This is a genomic window from Kitasatospora sp. NPDC024654, from assembly GCF_055559155.1.
This window is the reverse complement of sequence record NZ_JBVHLF010000114.1, coordinates 1-17388: the sequence shown is the minus strand read 5'-3', so window position 1 is coordinate 17388 and position 17388 is coordinate 1. Positions and strand designations below refer to the sequence as shown.

The 17388-nt window shown below is 73.7% G+C and carries 16 protein-coding genes and 2 pseudogenes; 9 read left to right on the top strand and 9 right to left on the bottom strand.

Translation table 11 applies throughout. From position 1 onward, the window contains the following. Positions 1-160 precede the first annotated feature (160 nt). Positions 161-394: a hypothetical protein gene (locus ACZ38L_RS35010; protein ID WP_465701248.1), complete on the top strand. Its 234-nt coding sequence runs from the start codon at positions 161-163 to the stop codon at positions 392-394. Positions 395-957: 563 nt separating this feature from the next. Here the strand turns inward: ACZ38L_RS35010 and ACZ38L_RS35005 are convergent. Next, positions 958-2025 carry an RNA ligase (ATP) gene (locus ACZ38L_RS35005; protein WP_465701246.1) on the bottom strand — a complete coding sequence of 356 codons (1068 nt, stop codon included), beginning with the start codon at positions 2023-2025 and terminating at the stop codon, positions 958-960. 351 nt (positions 2026-2376) lie between these two features. Here ACZ38L_RS35005 and modA point away from each other — a divergent pair, with 351 nt between their 5' ends. From modA to ACZ38L_RS34990, 3 genes are read left to right on the top strand one after another with little or no spacing between them, the layout of a single operon-like run. Beyond that, positions 2377-3186: a molybdate ABC transporter substrate-binding protein gene (gene modA, locus ACZ38L_RS35000; RefSeq protein WP_465701244.1), complete on the top strand. Its 810-nt coding sequence runs from the start codon at positions 2377-2379 to the stop codon at positions 3184-3186. Then, positions 3183-3971 carry an ABC transporter permease gene (locus ACZ38L_RS34995; RefSeq protein WP_396562285.1) on the top strand — a complete coding sequence of 263 codons (789 nt, stop codon included), beginning with the start codon at positions 3183-3185 and terminating at the stop codon, positions 3969-3971. The genes modA and ACZ38L_RS34995 overlap by 4 nt, the downstream gene beginning before the upstream one ends. Further along, entirely contained in the window at positions 3968-5047 is a 1080-nt protein-coding gene (locus ACZ38L_RS34990; RefSeq protein ID WP_465701241.1) for an ABC transporter ATP-binding protein, read from the top strand. The genes ACZ38L_RS34995 and ACZ38L_RS34990 overlap by 4 nt, the downstream gene beginning before the upstream one ends. Positions 5048-5754: 707 nt before the next feature. Here the strand turns inward: ACZ38L_RS34990 and ACZ38L_RS34985 are convergent. After that, the gene (locus ACZ38L_RS34985) at positions 5755-6141 is read right to left on the bottom strand and encodes a hypothetical protein (RefSeq protein ID WP_465701239.1); all 387 of its coding nucleotides are present in this window, start codon (positions 6139-6141) and stop codon (positions 5755-5757) included. 388 nt (positions 6142-6529) lie between these two features. Here ACZ38L_RS34985 and ACZ38L_RS34980 point away from each other — a divergent pair, with 388 nt between their 5' ends. From ACZ38L_RS34980 to ACZ38L_RS34970, 3 genes and pseudogenes are all read left to right on the top strand, one after another. After that, the gene (locus ACZ38L_RS34980; protein ID WP_465701237.1) at positions 6530-6988 is read left to right on the top strand and encodes a YbhB/YbcL family Raf kinase inhibitor-like protein; all 459 of its coding nucleotides are present in this window, start codon (positions 6530-6532) and stop codon (positions 6986-6988) included. Continuing rightward, the gene (locus ACZ38L_RS34975; RefSeq protein WP_465701234.1) at positions 6985-9132 is read left to right on the top strand and encodes an FUSC family protein; all 2148 of its coding nucleotides are present in this window, start codon (positions 6985-6987) and stop codon (positions 9130-9132) included. The genes ACZ38L_RS34980 and ACZ38L_RS34975 overlap by 4 nt, the downstream gene beginning before the upstream one ends. A 107-nt stretch (positions 9133-9239) precedes the next feature. Continuing rightward, positions 9240-9910, top strand: a pseudogene (locus ACZ38L_RS34970) (winged helix-turn-helix domain-containing protein); the annotation flags it as partial. A gap of 239 nt (positions 9911-10149) precedes the next feature. Here ACZ38L_RS34970 and ACZ38L_RS34965 read toward each other — a convergent pair. Next, the gene (locus ACZ38L_RS34965; protein ID WP_465701232.1) at positions 10150-10881 is read right to left on the bottom strand and encodes a peptidyl-tRNA hydrolase; all 732 of its coding nucleotides are present in this window, start codon (positions 10879-10881) and stop codon (positions 10150-10152) included. Between the two features lie 46 nt (positions 10882-10927). Next, complete coding sequence (locus ACZ38L_RS34960) at positions 10928-11848, bottom strand: hypothetical protein (protein ID WP_465701230.1); 921 nt, start codon at positions 11846-11848, stop codon at positions 10928-10930. Between the two features lie 117 nt (positions 11849-11965). Here ACZ38L_RS34960 and ACZ38L_RS34955 point away from each other — a divergent pair, with 117 nt between their 5' ends. Both ACZ38L_RS34955 and ACZ38L_RS34950 read left to right on the top strand, forming a co-directional pair. Next, a complete protein-coding gene (locus ACZ38L_RS34955) occupies positions 11966-12337 on the top strand; it encodes a YbjQ family protein (RefSeq protein ID WP_396562313.1) in 372 nt (123 codons plus the stop codon). Between the two features lie 39 nt (positions 12338-12376). Then, positions 12377-13470: pseudogene (locus tag ACZ38L_RS34950) on the top strand (FAD-dependent oxidoreductase). On the opposite strand, the gene paaE reads toward ACZ38L_RS34950, so the two are convergent. The 5 genes from paaE to paaA are packed head-to-tail and all read right to left on the bottom strand — an operon-like array spanning position 13458 to position 17194. Next, the gene (gene paaE, locus ACZ38L_RS34945; protein ID WP_465701228.1) at positions 13458-14528 is read right to left on the bottom strand and encodes a 1,2-phenylacetyl-CoA epoxidase subunit PaaE; all 1071 of its coding nucleotides are present in this window, start codon (positions 14526-14528) and stop codon (positions 13458-13460) included. The pseudogene ACZ38L_RS34950 and the gene paaE sit on opposite strands and share 13 nt — an antisense overlap. Next, positions 14528-15037, bottom strand: a complete 510-nt coding sequence (gene paaD / locus ACZ38L_RS34940) for a 1,2-phenylacetyl-CoA epoxidase subunit PaaD (RefSeq protein ID WP_465701226.1) — start codon at positions 15035-15037, stop codon at positions 14528-14530. The genes paaE and paaD overlap by 1 nt, the downstream gene beginning before the upstream one ends. Further along, positions 15031-15909, bottom strand: coding sequence for a 1,2-phenylacetyl-CoA epoxidase subunit PaaC (gene paaC / locus ACZ38L_RS34935; RefSeq protein WP_465701224.1), 879 nt, complete (start codon positions 15907-15909; stop codon positions 15031-15033). Before paaC ends, paaD begins: the two co-directional genes overlap by 7 nt. An 18-nt stretch (positions 15910-15927) precedes the next feature. Continuing rightward, positions 15928-16215 (bottom strand): 1,2-phenylacetyl-CoA epoxidase subunit PaaB, encoded by a 288-nt coding sequence (gene paaB / locus ACZ38L_RS34930; protein WP_396562323.1) that lies wholly within the window; start codon positions 16213-16215, stop codon positions 15928-15930. Beyond that, a complete protein-coding gene (gene paaA, locus ACZ38L_RS34925; protein WP_465701221.1) occupies positions 16208-17194 on the bottom strand; it encodes a 1,2-phenylacetyl-CoA epoxidase subunit PaaA in 987 nt (328 codons plus the stop codon). The genes paaB and paaA overlap by 8 nt, the downstream gene beginning before the upstream one ends. Between the last annotated feature and the right edge of the window lie 194 nt (positions 17195-17388).

The following is a 17388-nucleotide window of genomic DNA, read 5'->3' as shown; positions in this document are numbered from 1 at the left end:
CCAACCGGGGAAAAACAGGAAGGGTTGGGAGAGAAGAGAAATCCCCCACAGAAGGGGGGCCCCGCCGTGTGGGGTGCGGTGGGGGAGGGCGTCCCCCCCCCCCCCCCCGCCGGCCCGGACCAGCGCCGGATAGGCCGTGGCGAACGGGAGGTAGCCGCCGGTGGCAGGCCCGGCGCCGACCGGAGCCGGGGCCAGCAGCGCGGCCGCCTCCGGCGCGGTGCCGCGCAGGCAGCGGACGGTGACCCAGCTGGACAGCGAGCGCAGCGCGGCGGTGGCGGGCTGCGCGCCCGCCGGCAGCGCGGACCCGCGGGCGGGCAACGCCACCGGCCCGAGGCCCTCCAGGCTGTCCGGCAGCGAGAAGAGCGCGGTGGCGGCCGCCCCGCCGGAGCGGTAGCCGGTGATCCGGCTGCCCACCTCCCAGCCCGCCTGCTCCCACGGGCGCAGCACGAGCGGCGGCGCCGGCGGGCGGGTCGGTCGAGCCGCCGGGCGTGGCAGCAGCCGGCTGCCGGCCAGGTCCTCGCCGAGCAGCACCCGGGTGTGCGCGGCCAGCGTGCGCACCGGCTCGGCGCGCAGCAGCGGGTCCAGCACGTCCCATGGGTGACGGATCGCCAGCACCTCCCAGAGCGGCCCGACCTGGCCGTCGTCCGGACCGGCCGCGGCGCCCGGACCGGCGGACCGGTCGAACAGCCCGGCCGCGATCCCGACCGGCGCCGCCAGCGCGAGCTCGTGACCGAGCGGCGCCGTGCGCTCGGCGGCCACCCGCTCCCCGCCACGCGCCGCGGCCGCGGCCCGGGTCCGCCGGTAGACCCCGAGCAGCTCGGCCCAGCGGCCCCGGGCGGCCAGGGCACGGAGCCTGCGGTCCTCGTGCGCGATCACGTTCGCCAGGGTACGGCCGGCCCGTCGGCGCGCCCGGGCACCGCGTCGGCCCGGGTGCGTCGTCGGGGCCGGGCGCGCAGGTCACTCGTACTCGGTGCCGCCCTTGCGGGTCAGGTAACCGCCGCTGACCACCTTCGCGATGGCCCGCCCGTTCAGTACCGGGCTGTAGCGCTCGACCGCCGGGCGTACCACCACGCCCTCACGCAGGTGCAGCTGCCGCCCCGAGACGGTCTCCCGACCGTCGGCCAGCGCCAGCACCACCGCCGGGTCGAACGGTCCGCTCCACAGCCGCGGCACCAGCGGCAGCAGGCCGGTCAGCAACTCGGCGGCGTCCAGCCAGCGCAGCTGACCGTCGATCACCGCCGAGACGTCGAAGACCGCGTAGCCCGGCAGCTCGGTGCGCCCGTTCGCCCCGTACGTCAGGTCCTGCACACCCGCGCCGAAGACCTCGCCGAAGATGCCGACCCGCTCGGCCCCCAGCCGCTCGGCCAGTTCGGCGGCCACCGCCGGCACGCCGTGCGCCCGGACGGTCCGCCAGTAGAGGTTGCGCTCGTCCTCCTTGAGCGCCAGGCCCTGCGCGCCGATCCCCTTGGACGAGACCTGCACCGTGCCACTGCCGGCGTGGTGGGTGAGCAGACAGCAACTGCCGTGCAGCTTCTCGGTCAGCACCACGGGCTCGCCGGGCTCGAAGACGCCCGGAAAGCGCTGCAGGTTCTCGATGTCCACCCAGGGCAGCAGGTCCGGCGCCGCCTCGACCTCGCCGCTCATCGAGGTCGGGATCGGCGGCACCCACTTGGTGATGCCCAGCTCGGCGGCGAAGTCCCGGCCCTCGGCGGCGGCGCGGGCCAGGTCGACGCCGGCCAGCGCGCGCGGACGGCAGACGATGCCCTGGGAGAACTCGCCGCGCAGCCGGACCGCCTTCACCCGGTTCGCCGCGCCACCCGCGAGCCGCCCGGTCAGGCCCAGCTCCTCGATCAACGCCTCGGGCAGCACGGCCTGCTCGGGTACGTAGAGGGCGTAGTCGCCGGTCCGGTAGGCGCCCTTGGCGATGACCGCGCGGTAGAGGCCGACCTGGGCGAGCTCCAGGGCGTCGGCGTTGGGGTGGTGGAGAACGGTCAGCCGCTCGGCGGTGACCCGCAGCGTGGACATCGGACAGGCCTTCCTGCTGGGTGCGAGCCACCACTGTGGCGAACCCCGGGCCGGGCCGGCCAGCGGTTTTCCGCGGCGGACCCGGGGTCCGCGCGGCGGCCGCGGAGCGGACCCCGGCGAAATTCCGACGCTTCGCACAGTCCGCCCAGTAGCCTGCTCGGGGCGGTTCTGTGCAAAGGCACAGGGGATTCCAGGCTTGCATCTGCGGCACTATGATCGGCACATCGACCGCAGATACGAGCCCTGCTCACTCGGTCCCCAGGGTCGCCCCCTTTCGCCGCAGGCCGCGGCGGACCGGCCCGCACCTACCGCACCCCGCGCGCCCCCGCGCGGCAGGAGGGGAACTTCCGCATGACCACCACCCGATCCCGCACCGCCGCCGGAACGCTCGCCGCCCTCGCGCTGGCCGCCGGCCTGACCGCCTGCAGCAGCGGCTCCTCGTCGAGCTCCGCGGGCTCCGGCGGCTCCTCGGCCTCGCCGAAGGTCACCGGCACCATCACGGTCTTCGCCGCCGCCTCGCTGCAGGACACGTTCACCGAGCTCGGCAAGAAGTTCGAGGCCGCGAACCCGGGCAGCACCGTCAAGTTCAACTTCGGCGGCAGTGACACGCTGGCCGCGAGCATCGTCTCCGGCGCCCCCGCCGACGTCTTCGCCGCCGCCTCGCCGGCCACCATGAAGACCGTCACCGACGCCAAGGACAACGCCGACACCCCCACGGTCTTCGTCAAGAACACCCTGGAGATCGCCGTCGCCCCGGGCAACCCGAAGCACATCACCTCGCTGCAGGGCCTCACCGCGCCCGGCATCAAGGTCGCGCTCTGCGCGAAGACGGTGCCGTGCGGCGCCGCCGCGCAGACCGCGCTCAAGGCGGGCAACGTCAACCTGACCCCGGTCACCCTCGAACAGGACGTCACGAGCGCGCTCACCAAGGTGGAGCTGGGCGAGGTGGACGCGTCCGTCGTCTACAAGACCGACGTGCAGTCGGCGGGTGGCAAGGTGGACGGTGTGAACTTCCCCGAGGCCCAGCAGGCCGTCAACCAGTACCCGATCGCCGACCTGAGCAAGGCCCCGAACGCCGCCGGCGGCAAGGCCTTCGAGGCGTTCGTGCTCTCCCCCGCGGGCCAGCAGGTGCTCACCGCGGCCGGTTTCCAGACGCCGTGACCCGACGCGCCCGCACCCCGGTGGCGCTGCTGGCGCCCGCTCTGCTCGGGCTGCTCTTCCTGGTGCTGCCACTGGCCGGGCTGGTGATCCGCGCACCCTGGCGGACCATGCCGGCACTGCTCACCAGCTCCGAGGTGTGGCAGGCGCTGCGGCTGTCGCTGATCTGCGCGACGGCCGCGACCGGCGTCTCGCTGCTGCTGGGTGTACCGCTGGCCTGGCTGCTGGCCCGGACCACGTTTCCCGGGCAGCGGTTGGTGCGGGCGCTGGTCACCCTGCCGCTGGTGCTGCCGCCGGTGGTCGGCGGGGTGGCGCTGCTGCTGGTGCTGGGGCGCAACGGGATCGTCGGGCGCTGGCTGGACTCGGCCTTCGGGCTCACCCTGCCGTTCACCACGCCGGGTGTGGTGGTCGCCGAGGCCTTCGTCGCGATGCCGTTCCTGGTGATCAGCGTGGAGGGCGCGCTGCGGGCGGCCGACCCGCGCTACGAGGAGGCGGCGGCCACCCTCGGCGCCTCCCGGCTGACCGCCTTCCGCCGGGTCACCCTGCCGCTGATCGCCCCCGGGGTGGGCGCGGGCGCGGTGCTCGCCTGGGCCCGGGCGCTGGGTGAGTTCGGCGCCACCATCACGTTCGCCGGGAACTTCCCGGGGACCACCCAGACCATGCCGCTGGCGGTCTACCTGGCGATGCAGAACTCCCCGGACGCGGCGATCGCGCTCAGCCTGGTGCTGCTGGTGGTCTCGATCGCCGTGCTGGTCGGGCTGCGCGACCGTTGGATGAGTGCACCGTGACCGACTCGCCTGACTTCACCGACCGTTCACTGGACGCCCGACTGCGGGTGGATCGCGGCGGCTTCTCGCTGGACCTCCAACTCACCGCCACCGCGGGCGAGGTGATCGCGCTGCTCGGGCCGAACGGCGCCGGCAAGTCCACCGCGTTGCGCGCGCTGGCCGGGCTGCTGCCGCTCAGCGGCGGCCATCTCCGGCTGGACGGCGCGGTGTTGGCGGACCCGGCCGAGCACCGGCACGTCCCCGCCGAGGGCCGGCCGATCGGCGTGGTCTTCCAGGACTACCTGCTCTTCCCGCACCTGAGCGCACTGGACAACGTGGCCTTCGGCCTGCGCTGCCAAGGCCGTTCGAAGCAGGAGTCGCGGACCGAGGCGCTGTCCTGGCTGGCCCGGATGGGACTCGAGGAGCACGCGGCCAAGCGGCCCGCCAAACTCTCCGGCGGGCAGGCCCAACGGGTCGCGCTGGCCCGCGCGTTGGCGGTCCGGCCGCGAATGCTGCTGCTGGACGAACCGCTGGCCGCACTGGATGCCCGCACCCGGCTCGACGTCCGCTCCCAACTGAGGCGCCACCTGGCCGAGTTCGAGGCGGTGGCGGTGCTGGTCACGCACGACCCGCTGGACGCCATGGTGTTGGCGGACCGGCTGGTGGTGATCGAGAACGGCCGGCAGGTGCAGGCCGGGACGCCGGCCGAGATCGCCCGCCGGCCGCGCACCGACTACATCGCCCGGCTGGTGGGGCTCAACCTGTACCAGGGGGTGGCGGACGGCCACGCGGTGAAGCTGCCCGACGGGGTGACGGTGGTCACCGCGGACGAGCTGACCGGACCGGCCTTCGTGGCCTTCCCGCCGGCCGCGGTGACGCTGCACCGCACCCGGCCCGACTCCAGCGCGCGCAACGCCTGGGAGGTCACGGTGGCCGGCCTGGAGCAGCACGGCGACCAGGTCCGCGCCGACCTGACCGGACCGCTCGCGCTGGCCGCCGACCTGACCCCGGCGGCGGTCGCCGAGCTGGACCTGGTGACGGGGGCGGCCGTCTGGGCCACCGTCAAGGCCGCCCAGACCCACGCCTACCCGGCCTGAACCCCTCGACCGGTCTCACCGGGCGAAGGTGCCACGGCCCGCCCCACCCCGCCGCCCGCCGCTCCTGCCTCCCGGGAGCCAGACCCGCTACCGCAGCGCCGGGTGGTCGGCGATCACCGTGCAGGAACCCGGGGCGATCTCCCTGTGCCTGGGTCCTGCACCCGAACCGCACCGGTCGCGATCTCCAGGCCGAGCTGGTCGCACAAAAGATCAAGGACCTCATGACCGCCTGACCCGTTGGCAACTACCTCTGGCGCATCTCCAAGCCGTGGACGCGGTGCCTGGACGACCCCGACCGAGCCATCCCTGGGCGGAATCGCGTGAGGGCGCCGGGCACAGGTCCCGGATGGCCGAGCCGACTCCCTGTGGGCACCTACCCGTCTTGCTCGCTTGAGGGGTGCCGCTCTCCAGGCGCCGGCGAATGCTGGCGTACCGCTCGGGCGCCCACTCGGGGTGCCGGTAAGAACGCTGTCACCAGCCGCAAACGAGGGGTGTCAGGTCCTTCGACGTGCGGCGGGGTCGCGTTCGGCGACGTGGCGGGCGACCGCGTCGATGCCGGGTCGGGCGTATCGCTCCAGGGAGCGGACGGAGGCGTGGGGGGAGCGAGCCAGCAGCATCGGGGTGCTGGTGCCGTTCTCCGCGTCGTGGGTGAGCGCGCTGTGCCGCCAGGGTGCAGCAGCGTGAAGCCCTGCAGGTCGGCCCTCTGCTCAGGCCGTGCGAGCGGGTTGGCCAGTAGCCGGGTGCTCTCCTCGGCCCGCCGATAGGAGAGCCGGGCCCGGCCGGTGGTCGGGCAGACGTCGAGGCTGGGGGTGCCGGCGCTGGCGCGGCGCTCGGTGAGGCGGGGAGGGGCGGCGCTCGATGCCGAGCGTCGGGGCGGCTTCGATCCAGCCCCGCCGCAGCCACCAGCCGATCGCCTTGCGCACTACTGACAGCTCGCGGTTCACGGTGTCGGCGTCCATCTCGTCCGCGCGGGCGGCGGCGAGCTCGGCCAGCACCTCCGGCAGAGCGGGGTCATCCAGCGCGGCGAGCTGAAGCGCCTGCGGCTTCGCCCCGCGCCGGGACGGCCCGGTCGGGGTCGCGGTGCTGGCGAGCATCCACGCCCAGTTCGTCAGCGAGATCCGGTAGACGCGCGCTGAGCCCTTCGAGATGCCCCGCCACGGTCAGGTACCGGTCGATCGCCGCGGCGTAGGTCGCCGGACCAGCGGCCAGGGGTACGACGCGGGTGCGCGGAAGACGGAACGCACCCCCGGTCTCCGACACGGCCGCCTGTTCGATCGCCATCCTCGCCCACCTTCCGCCGCTGTCGCGGTAAATGCGTACACCTCACCCCCGACTGCGGTGATCACGCCTGGTCGAACACGCGAGGCCATCGCGGGGATGCCGGCCCGAGCCTGGAGGCTCTGTCGCGGTAAATCCGGTATTTACCGCGACAAGGGCGTGCCACAGCGTGCCCTCGCCCCGAAGCGAGGAGAGCATGGCGGTATGAAGATTTCGAGCCCGTCCTTCGAAGACGGTGACTGGATTCCCGCCGAGCACTCCATCGACGGGGGCGAGTCCCGGGTGCCGCTGGAGTTCGAGGGGGTGCCTGACGGGGCGGGGAGTCTGGCGCTGGTGGTGCACGACCCCGACGTCCCGCGCGACCGGCGGCCGGACGGCAATTTCGACCACTGGGTGGTGTGGAACATCCCCGCCGGGCAGCACCGGATCTCCGAGGCCGACGGGCAGATCGGCATGGTGGGGCTCACCACGAGAGGGACCAACACCTGGATCGGTCCGGCACCGCCGCCCGGTGACGGCCCGCACCGCTACTTCTTCACCCTCTACGCTCTCGACACCGTCCTGGATCTTCCGCCTTCCACCGGGCGGGTGGAACTGGAGCAGGCGATGGAGGGTCACGTCCTGGAGAAGGCGGTGCTGATGGGCCGCTATCAGCGGGATTGACCGGCCGCCGGGACGGGGCACGACTGTCCGCTCTCTTCACGCCGGCCCCCGGCAGCCGGCCCGCGGCGCTGGCCGGACTGATCAACGGCGTGGCCGTGGGCCTTCCCCTGCTGGCGGGCGTGGCAGCCGGTGATCCTGAGGCGGGCGCGTTGGCGTGCCTGGGCGCGTACGTGGCGGCGTTCACCAACAAGGGCGGCCCTCGTCGGCAGCGGACCACGGGACTGGTGGTGGCCGGCGCCGTCAACGCACTCGCCTTCTGGGCCGGGGAACTGGTGACCGGCCATTTCCCGTTCGCCCTGGCCCTGCTCACGGCGCTGGTCTTCCTCGCCGCGATGGGGACCGCGGTCCACGGGACCGTGGCCCGCCTGGGCACCATGCCGGCGACGGCTCTGCTGGCCGGGGCCGGACAGAGCGCCCCAGGCACGGGCACCGTGCGTGCGGCCCTCCTCGTCCTGGCCGGAGGACTCTGGTACGCCGCCACCACCGGCCTGCTCACCCCCGCACCCCGACTGCGTAGCGTGCTGGCCACCCTCGCCCAGCCCTACCAGGAAATCAGCCGCTGCCTGCCCCGGATCACCACCACACACAACGCGACCGGTGGCGACCACGGACACGCCCTGGCCGCACTGCGGCGCGCCGAACAGGCCGCACAGGCGCTGAAGGGCCCCGGCGGCGACGAACACCTGGCCCTGCTCGTGGAACCGCTGCTGCGCCAGGCATCTACGCTGATCGATCTGGCCACGGCACTCGCCGGCACCGGCACCCCGCCGCAGGCTGTTCGCCGACCGTTCATCGCCGCCACCAGGGCCCTGGCCGAGCAGAGCGCGACCGTCGCCGCCCTACTCACCCGTCCCCGCCGTGACACCTCCCCACCGGACGCGACCGAGGCGATCACGGCACTGGACCTCGCCTGCGACCACCTGCGCTCACGCGCAGCCACCGGGCGGGAACCCTACACCGAGGTGTCCAGAGCCGGGCGCCAACGCCGACTCCTGGCCCGCATCCACACCGCCACCGCCACCGCCCACCGCCAGAGCCTCGACCTGCGCGGCACGGCCCGCACCCGCCTTAACCCCGAACCCGCCCGAGAGGCCCGATTCGACGCGGCACGCCTGCGTGCCGCGATGACGCTCAGCTCCTCCATCTACCGGCACGCACTGCGCGTCACAGCCGTCTGCGCCGCCGTCTTCACCCTGGTCTGGGTAGCCCGCCTACCGCACGGCGCATGGGCGACCCTGGCCGTCCTGAGAGTCCTGCGCCCCCAGTACGGGGCCACCCTGGAGCGCGCCGGCCAGCGCATCGCCGGAAACCTGATCGGTGGAACCTGCGCCGCACTGCTCATCGCCGGAGTCAAGGAACCCGCTGTCCTCGCGGTCCTGCTGTTCGCCGTCATCAGCGCCGGCTTCACACTCCGACCCGTCAACTACGCGTTCTGGGTCGTCTTCGGCACCCCGCTGGTGCTGCTGATCGGCGATGTGGCCCGGCCCGGCGACTGGGGCTCCGCCCTCGAACGGATCGCCATGACCGTCCTCGGCAGCGCCGCAGCGCTCCTCGGCGGCTACCTGCTGTGGCCCACCTGGGAGCACGACCGGCTCAACACCCAGGTCACCGAAGCGACACGCGCCGTCGCCGCCTACCTGGACGCGGTGCTGAACGCTCTGGGCCACCCCCACGAGCCATCGACGGACCAGGCCCGCCGCCGAGCCGAAAGCATCCTGACCAAAGCCAGGACGTCGCAGCGGCAAGCACGACGGGAACCCGGCCACGACCGGGCCAAGGTCACCGAGGCCGCCACCGCCACCGCCACCCTGACCACGCTGATGGAACACCTCACCGCCCTGACCGCGCACGCCACACCACAGGCAACACTCATCCCCGGACTGTCCGACTACAGCGCCCACGCCCCCGCAGCCCTGACCGCACCCCAGCCTGAAGAGCGGACCGTACACACGGCGGCCCTGGCCAACGTCCTCGACGACATGCACCTCTACCTTGAGGAACTCCACACCCGACGCCTGCACGAACTCGCGACCGGCCAGCACGGCGACACCGACGTGCGCACGGCGATCCGCGAGAACGAACCCGTCATCGAACTCCTCACCAAGATCCATCCATGCATCGATCACCTCGCCCACCATCCATGACCCGGCGCCCCGGTGATCACATCCGCTGCAGAAAGCAATGCCAACTGCAGGGAGCTACTCGCCACGTGGCCGTGGCAATACGAGGACAAGGCCCAGTAGGCGAGTTCGAGGGGCCGGCGGTGCACGGCTGGGACCAGGACCAGGTGTGGACCGGCGCGCGGGTGGCGACGCTGATCGGGCGGAAGTTTCACGTGTCCTACAGCGTCTCGGGGGCCACCCGTCTGATGCGCCGGCTCGGCTTCACCCCGCAGGTCCCCGCACGGCGGGCCGCCGAGCGCGACGAGCGGGCCGTGACCGCGTGGAGGGAGGTGACCTGGGCGGAGGTAAAAGCACCAGGGCGGCCTGCGACGGCTGGATCTGCTTCGAGGACGAAGCCGGGTTCACCCGCAGACCGCCCAAGGGACGCACGTGGGGACGGCGGCGGTATCACCCCGGTGGTGAAGGTCGGCGGCCGCCGCTCGGGGAGAGTCTCGGCTGCCGGGCTGATCGCGATGCGTCCGGGCTCGCGGACCCGGCTGTGCCACCGGCTGCGACGGCACAGCGGGCGCAAGGGCGAGCGCCGCAGTCTGTCCGAGCGCGACTATCGGGCTGATCGACGGGGTCCATCAGCTGGTCAAAGCGCCAATCGTGCTGGTGTGGGACCGGCTGAAAAAACACCCACGTCTCCCATGCGATGCGCGACCTGATCGACGCACGGGACTGGCTGACGGTGTTCGTGCTGCCCGCATACGCACCCGAGCTGAACGCGGTCGAGTACCTGTGGGCCCACGTCAAACAAGGGTTCGGGCGGCGATTGCGGAAGGCCGCCCCACTGGACCTCTGGTGCCCGCGCCGCCCGCGCCCACCTAACGGACAGGGCGGAGCGGTGTCGCACCGTTGCGGGGACACCTACCCGTCTTGCCCGGTAGAGGAAGCGCCATCCCCACCCCCGCCAAGAAGACCGCCGGAGGCATGCGACTGCCGGGAACACGCGCGCCCCACCTGCTACGTTGCCGTGTTGGGTTCAGCGTGGTGCGCTCACGGGCGCCGTAGGCGCGGGGTGGGGCAGTAGCGCTCGCCGCCTTCGAGTGCAACAGTTGGGCCGGGGGCGATCTCGGTGAATCCGGCGTCGCGGACCAACGGCAGCCCGCTCGCGGTCAGTTCGGCCCACCGCGCCGGATCGGCGGTCCGCACGGCCAGCGCGAAACCGCTCTCCGCCCACTCCTTGCGCTGGGCCTCGGTCAGCCGCCACCAGGCGAGTTGGGCCGCGTGCCCGGTCTGCGCCATGGCCTTCCCGGCGCTCATCTCCAGCTCGGGGTTGAGCCAGAGCACCGGGAGGCCGGGCGCGGGGGCGCCGGGCTCGGCCGGGTCGGCCAGCTCGGTGCCGGAGACCTGCAACTTCACCAGCTCCTTGGGCCAGCCGTCCAGCGGGACCGGCGGGTAGACCCGGACCTCGGCCGCCGCACCCGTGACGGTGATCCCGGGTAGCGAGCCCGCCTTGCGCCACTCGCCGCCCCGGGCCCGCCGGACCACCTTGCGGATCCGGCCGTCCTCCCAGGCGTGCAGTGCCGCGGCCCACTCGCCCTCGCCGGTCGCCCGCGGGTCGGCGAGCAGGGTGAGTACCGCGCGGGCCGAGGTCTCCAGCGCGTCGGTCCGGGCCGGCGGCTCGGCCTTCTCCAGCCGGACCACCAGCGGGAGGACGTACTGCGGGTTGGCGTCGCGGCCGTCTGGGGCGTCGGCCTGGCTCGGGGCATCGAACGGTGAAGTCACCGGTCAAGAATGCCAGGACGGCCCGGAGACCCGAACCCGCCCCCGTTCAGCGACGGTAGCCGCGCCCCGGTTCGCGTTCCTCGGCCTCCTCGTAGGTGAGGAACCAGCCCTCGGGGTGGGTGGCCGCCAGCAGGGTGTCCAGCCGCACCCGGGCGTCCTCGTCCGGGTCCTGCCCGCCCAGGTCGTAGACGCCGAGCAGCTCGTCCGCGCAGCCGTCCCAGTCGTAGTCGTAGAGGTCGGCGGGCAGTTCGCCCATCAGGTCGGCCACCGCCTGCGGCTGGGCGACCAGCAGCGTCCGGGCGTCGGCGAGCGCGAAGCGCAGCGCCAACTCCTCGCCCGGGCAGCGGGGCAGCGGCCACTCGCCGAGGCCGAGGTCCTCGGCCAGGTCGTCGAAGGCCCGGGCCATCGCCCGCCGCCAGGCCCGGTGCATCGGCCAGCTGCTGCGCGGCAGCCTGGCGAAGACCGCCCAGTCCTGGTCGTCCTGCTCGGTCACCGCCTCGCCGCCGTGTTCCTCCAGGTCGTCGTAGGCGGCGTCGGCCAGCGCCAGCAGTTGGGTGTGCAGCAGGCAGGCGGTGCGCGGGGTGAGGGTCCAGTCGCCCGGCTCGCTGTCCTCGGAGTCGAGCGGGAAGAGCTCGGCGAAGTCCGGCGCGAAATCGTCGGTGGTGCTGATCTCCAGCGTCCCGCCGAGCGGCTCGATGCCGGGCACCGCGCCGATCAGCCGGTCGGGGTGGAGCAGCGCGCCGAGCGCGGCGTGCGGGTCCTCGGAGACCTCGCGGAGCAGTTCCTGGCGCTGGCCGGCCGGGTCGATCCCGGTGAAGTCCAGTTCCTCGACGGCCGCCCGGGCCGCGTCGCGCAGCGCGGGCCAGTCCGTGACCCGGATGCCGAGTACCACGGTCGCCTCGATCTCCAGCGCCCCCGGATTGTCCGTCGCGCCCGACCCCTGCGGATGATCGCCTCGCTCGCCCATGCGCCTACGGTACGGCTTTTCCGGGCGCCGCTCACCGGTCCGTGACAGCTTTTCGGGCGCGCTGGGCGGACGTCCGCGCCGCCGTCGAGCGGCACGGCCCCATGACAGGATGACCCCATGAGCAACCTTGACGAGTACGGCGGGGGCCCCAGCGCGGGCACGGACATCCTGGTCGTGACCACCAACGACGTGCCGGGCTACCGGGTGGACCGGGTGATCGGCGAGGTCTTCGGCCTCACCGTGCGCAGCCGGCACATCGGCACCCAGATCGGCGCCTCGTTGAAGTCGCTGATGGGCGGGGAGCTGCGCGGTCTGACCAAGACCCTGGTGGAGAGCCGCAACCAGGCGATGGAACGGCTGATCGAGCAGACCAGGGCGCGCGGTGGCAACGCGGTGCTGATGATGCGCTTCGACGTGACGGAGGCGGCCGACCTCGGAACGGAGATCTGCGCGTACGGCACGGCGGTGGTGATCAGTCCGGCCGGCTGAGCCGGGAACATCCGGTCGCGCCCCTGATGTTTCAGGGGCATGACTGTTTACGGTGCAACTAACCTCGACGTCGTGGTGATCGGCGCGGGCCAGGCCGGCCTCTCCGCCGCCTACCACCTGCGGCGTCGGGGCTTCGCACCGTACGACGACTTCGTGGTGCTGGACGCCGACCCGGCGCCCGGCGGCGCCTGGGCGCACCGCTCGCCCTCGCTGCGGATGGCCACCGTGCACGGTTTCCACGACCTGCCGGACTTCGAGCTGCCGGAGCCGGACCCGGGCGCCCCGGCGCGCGAGGTGGTGCCCGGCTACTTCGCGGCCTACGAGACCCGGCACTCGCTCCCGGTGGTGCGCCCGGCGCGGGTCGGCGCGGTCCGGCCGGCCCGGGGCGGGAGGCTCCTCGTCGAGTCGGACGCCGGCAGCTGGTCCGCCCGCGCCCTGATCAACGCGACCGGGACCTGGACCCGCCCGTTCCTTCCCCACCGCCCCGGCCACTTCGCCGGCCGCCAACTGCACTACGCCGACTACCGCGGCCCGGAGAGCTTCGCCGGGCGGAGGGTCGTGGTGGTCGGCGGTGGGGCCTCGGCGATCCAGCTGCTCTCGGAGCTGGCGGCGGTGGCCGAGACGGTCTGGGCGACCCGCCGTGAACCGGTCTTCCGGGACGGGCCCTTCAGCCCGGAGGCCGGCCGGGCCGCGGTCGCGCTGGTGGAGGAGCGAGTCCGTCAGGGGCTGCCGGTGCGCAGCGTGGTCAGCGTGACCGGGCTCGGTCCGTCCGTCGCACTGCGCCGGGCCCGCGAGCTGGGCGCGCTGCACCGGCAGCCGATGTTCGACCGGCTGACCGAGCGCGGGGTGCTCTGGCACGGACCGGACGGCGACCGGGAGCTGCCGTGGACGCGATCGTCTGGGCCACCGGCTTCCGCCCCGAGACCGGTCACCTCGCCCCGCTGCACCTGCGCGAGCCGGGCGGCGGGATCCGGCTGGACGGCACCCGGGCGGTCGCCGACCCGCGGATCCACCTGGTCGGCTACGGTCCCTCGGCCTCCACCATCGGCGCCAACCGGGCCGGCCGGGCAGCGGTCAACGAGATCGCGCGGCTGCTCGGCCGGCCGGTCGCCAGCGTCGGTCAGCGGTCGTAGTCGACCGTCACCCGGTCGGAGACCGGGCGGGCCTGACAGGTCAGCACGTAGCCCGCGGCCAGCTCCTTCTCCTCCAGCGCGAAGTTGCGGCGCATCTCGACCTCGCCCTCGGTGACCAGCGCCCGGCAGGTGCCGCAGACCCCGCCCTTGCAGGCGAACGGCAGGTCCGGGCGGGCGTGCTGGGCACCGTCCAGCACGCTGCGGTCGCGCGGCAGCCGCAGCTCGCTGCGCCGCCCGTCCAGCACCAGGGTGACCTCGCTGAAGTCGCCCGGGGCCAGCTCCTCGACCGGCGGGCGCTCGGCGATCGGCTCGTCCTCGGCGACGAACAGCTCCTGGTGCACCGCGCCGGCCGGCACTCCGAGCGAGCCGAGCAGCTCGCGGGCGGCGGCCACCATGCCGTGCGGCCCGCAGAGCCACCAGTGGTCCACCGCAGGAACGTCCACCAGCGCCTCGAGCAGCGCGCCGACCCGCTCGGCGTCCAGCCGGCCGCTGAGCAGCTCGGCGTCCCGGGCCTCCCGGGAGAGCACGTGGACCAGCTCGAACCGGGCCAGGTGGCGGTCCTTGAGGTCGGCCAGCTCGTCAGTAAACATCACGGTGTCGCTGCGCCGGTTGCCGTAGAGCAGGGTGACCCGGGAGTCGGGGTGGGCGGCCAGCACCGAGCCGGCGATCGACAGCATCGGGGTGATCCCGGAGCCGGCCGCCAGCAGCACGTGCCGGCCGGGCACGCTCAGGTCGGCGGTGAAGGCGCCGCTGGGCGGCAGCACCTCGATCACGTCGCCGACCGCGGCCCGGTGCACCAGCTGCCCGGAGAACAGGCCACCGGGCACCTCGCGGACCGCGATCCGCAGCGGCCCGCCGGCCGGCGAGCAGATCGAGTACGAGCGCCGCTCGTCGGCGCTCCCGGTGACCTGGCGCAGGGTGAGGGTCTGGCCCGCCTTGAAGGCGAAGTCGGCGGCGAGCTCGTCCGGGACGTCGAAGGTGACCGCCACCGCGTCGTCGCACAGGCGCTCGATCGCGGAGATCCGCAGGGGGTGGAACTGCGCGCGACGCGGCGCCATCAGATCTCCTTCAGGTGTTCGAACGGTTCCCGGCAGGACCGGCAGCGCCAGAGCGCCTTGCAGGCGGTGGAGCCGAACCGGGACAGCTCCTCCGTCTCGGTCGAACCGCACTGCGGGCAGGCCACCGCGGCCAGCCGGGTCGGGCCGAGCCGGACCGGGGTCGGGCCGGCGGCGGCCGGTCCCGGCGGGGCGATCCCCGCGGCGGTGAGCTTCGCCCGGCCGGCCGGGGTGATCTGGTCGCTGCTCCACGGCGGGTCGAGCCGCAGCCGGACCCGGACGTCCGGGAAGCCCGCCGCCTCCAGCCGGGTCGCCACGTCGGCCGCCATCTCGGCGACCGCCGGGCAGCCCGAGTAGGTCGGGGTGAGCCAGACCGTGACCGCGCCGCCGCCCGCCCGCTCGACCCCGGCCAGCACGCCGAGGTCGGCCAGGGTCAGCATGGGCAGCTCGGGATCGGGCACCGCACCCGCCACCACGGCGGGGTCGGGCAGCACGGCCGGGGTCGTCACCATGTCGCCCCCGGGTGCTCCCGGGCCACGCACTGCAACTCGGCCAGCAGCCGGCCCAGGTGCTCGGTGTGCACGCCGTCCCGGCCGCCGCGGCCGCCGACCAGTGCCAGTGGACGGGCGTCCGGCACCGCCAGCCGGGCCGCCCCGATGGTGCCGGCCAGCTCGGCCAGCACCTCCTCGCGCAGGGCGGCCGGGTCGAGCCCGAGCCGCAGCTCCACCTCGTGCGGGGTGAACAGCTCGGCCAGCAGCGGCCAGACCGCGTCCAGCCCGGCCTGCATCCGCTCGGCCGAGTACGCCGTGCCGTCGCCCAGCCGGACCGTCCAGGCCGCCGCGTACTCCTGGTGGTAGGCCAGCTCCTTGACGCCCCGGGCGGCCGTCGCCGTCAGCACCGGGTCCACCGCGGCGGCGGCCAGCCGCTGGTAGAGCGCCCGGCGGGCGGTGGCGAAGACCAGCAGCCGGGCCACCGAGAAGGCGAAGTCGCCGTTCGGCAGCTCCACCAGCCGGACGTTGCGGAACTCGTGCTCGGCGCGCCAGTACGCCAGGTCGTCCTCGGTGCGCCCGCTGCCGTCCGCCTGGCCGGCCCGGGTGAGCAGCAGCCGGGCCTGGCCGAGCAGGTCCAGCCCGAGGTTGGCCAGCGCGACCTCCTCCTCCAGCTCGGGCGCCCGGGTGCACCACTCGATCAGCCGCTGGGCGAGGACCAGCGCGTCGTCGCCGAGGAACTGGCAGTAGAGCGAAAGGTCGGCCCCGTCGACGTTCGGCGGCAGCGCGGTGTCGACGCCGAGCAGCGGGTCGGCGAAGCCCGTGCCGTAGGCCCAGCGGGCCTCGGCCTCGTGGTCCGACTCGGCCAGTGTCAGGTAGACGTGATCGTCCGTCATCGTGGTCCCCAGCTCGGCTCAGATGTGCGGGACATCCTCGGGGATGTCGTAGAAGGTCGGGTGGCGGTAGACCTTGTCCCCGCTCGGCTCGAAGAACGGGTCGCGCTCGTCGGGGGTGGAGGCGGTGATCGCGTCCGAGCGGACCACCCAGAGGCTGACGCCCTCGTTGCGGCGGGTGTAGAGGTCACGGGCGGCGAGCAGCGCCATCCGGTCGTCGGGCGCGTGCAGCGAACCGACGTGCACGTGGTTCAGGCCGCGGCGCGGGCGCACGAAGACCTCGTAGAGCGGCCAGGACGTCTCAGACATTGCTCTCCTCGCACTGCTCGTGCTTCGCCCGCCTCGCCGCGTGGGCCACCGCGGCCTCGCGGACCCAGGCGCCCTCCTCGTGGGCGGCCCGGCGGCGGTCCATCCGCTGGGTGTTGCAGGGCCCGTTGCCCTTGATCACCTGCTGCAGCTCGGTCCAGTCCGGCTCGCCGAAGTCCCAGCTGCCGCGGTCCTCGTTCCAGCGCAGCTCGGGGTCGGGGAGGGTGACCCCGAGGTGCTCGGCCTGCGGGACGGTCATGTCGACGAAGCGCTGGCGCAGCTCGTCGTTGGTGTGCCGCTTGATCCGCCAGGCCATCGACTGCGCGGTGTTCGGCGAGTCGCCGTCCGGCGGGCCGAACATCATCAGCGACGGCCACCACCAGCGGTCCACCGCGTCCCGCACCATCCGCCGCTGGGCCTCGGTGCCGCGCATCAGCGTCATCAGCAGCTCGTAGCCCTGGCGCTGGTGGAACGACTCCTCCTTGCAGACCCGGACCATCGCGCGCGCGTACGGGCCGTACGAGCAGCGGCAGAGCGGGACCTGGTTGCAGATCGCCGCGCCGTCCACCAGCCAGCCGATCACGCCGACGTCGGCGAAGTTCAGCGTCGGGTAGTTGAAGATCGAGGAGTACTTCTGCCGGCCGGAGATCAGCTTCTCGGTGAGTTCGGCCCGGTCGGCGCCCAGCGTCTCGGCGGCCGCGTAGAGGTACAGGCCGTGTCCCGCCTCGTCCTGCGCCTTGGCGAGCAGGATCGCCTTGCGGCGCAGCGAGGGCGCCCGGGTGAGCCAGTTGCCCTCCGGCTGCATGCCGATGATCTCGGAGTGCGCGTGCTGGGCGATCTGCCGGATCAGGGTCGCCCGGTAGGCGTCCGGCATCCAGTCCCGCGGCTCGACCCGCTGTTCGGCGGCGATCACCGCCTCGAAGCGCTCCGCGAGCGCGGTCGGTGTCTCCTCCGCCGGCTCGGCCGACTGCGCTGCCACCATGACACCTACCTCCCGACTGACCGTTCGGTCGGTTCCATTGTGTAGTGAGCCCCCTACCGGTGACAAGCCCTGTCGGGATCTTTGGCCGGGTGGTGGGGGGGGGGGGGGGGGGGGGGGGGGGGGGGGGGGGGGGGGAGAGAGGGGGAGGGAGAGGGGGGGGGAGGGGGGGGGGGGGGGGGGGGGGGGGTGGGGGC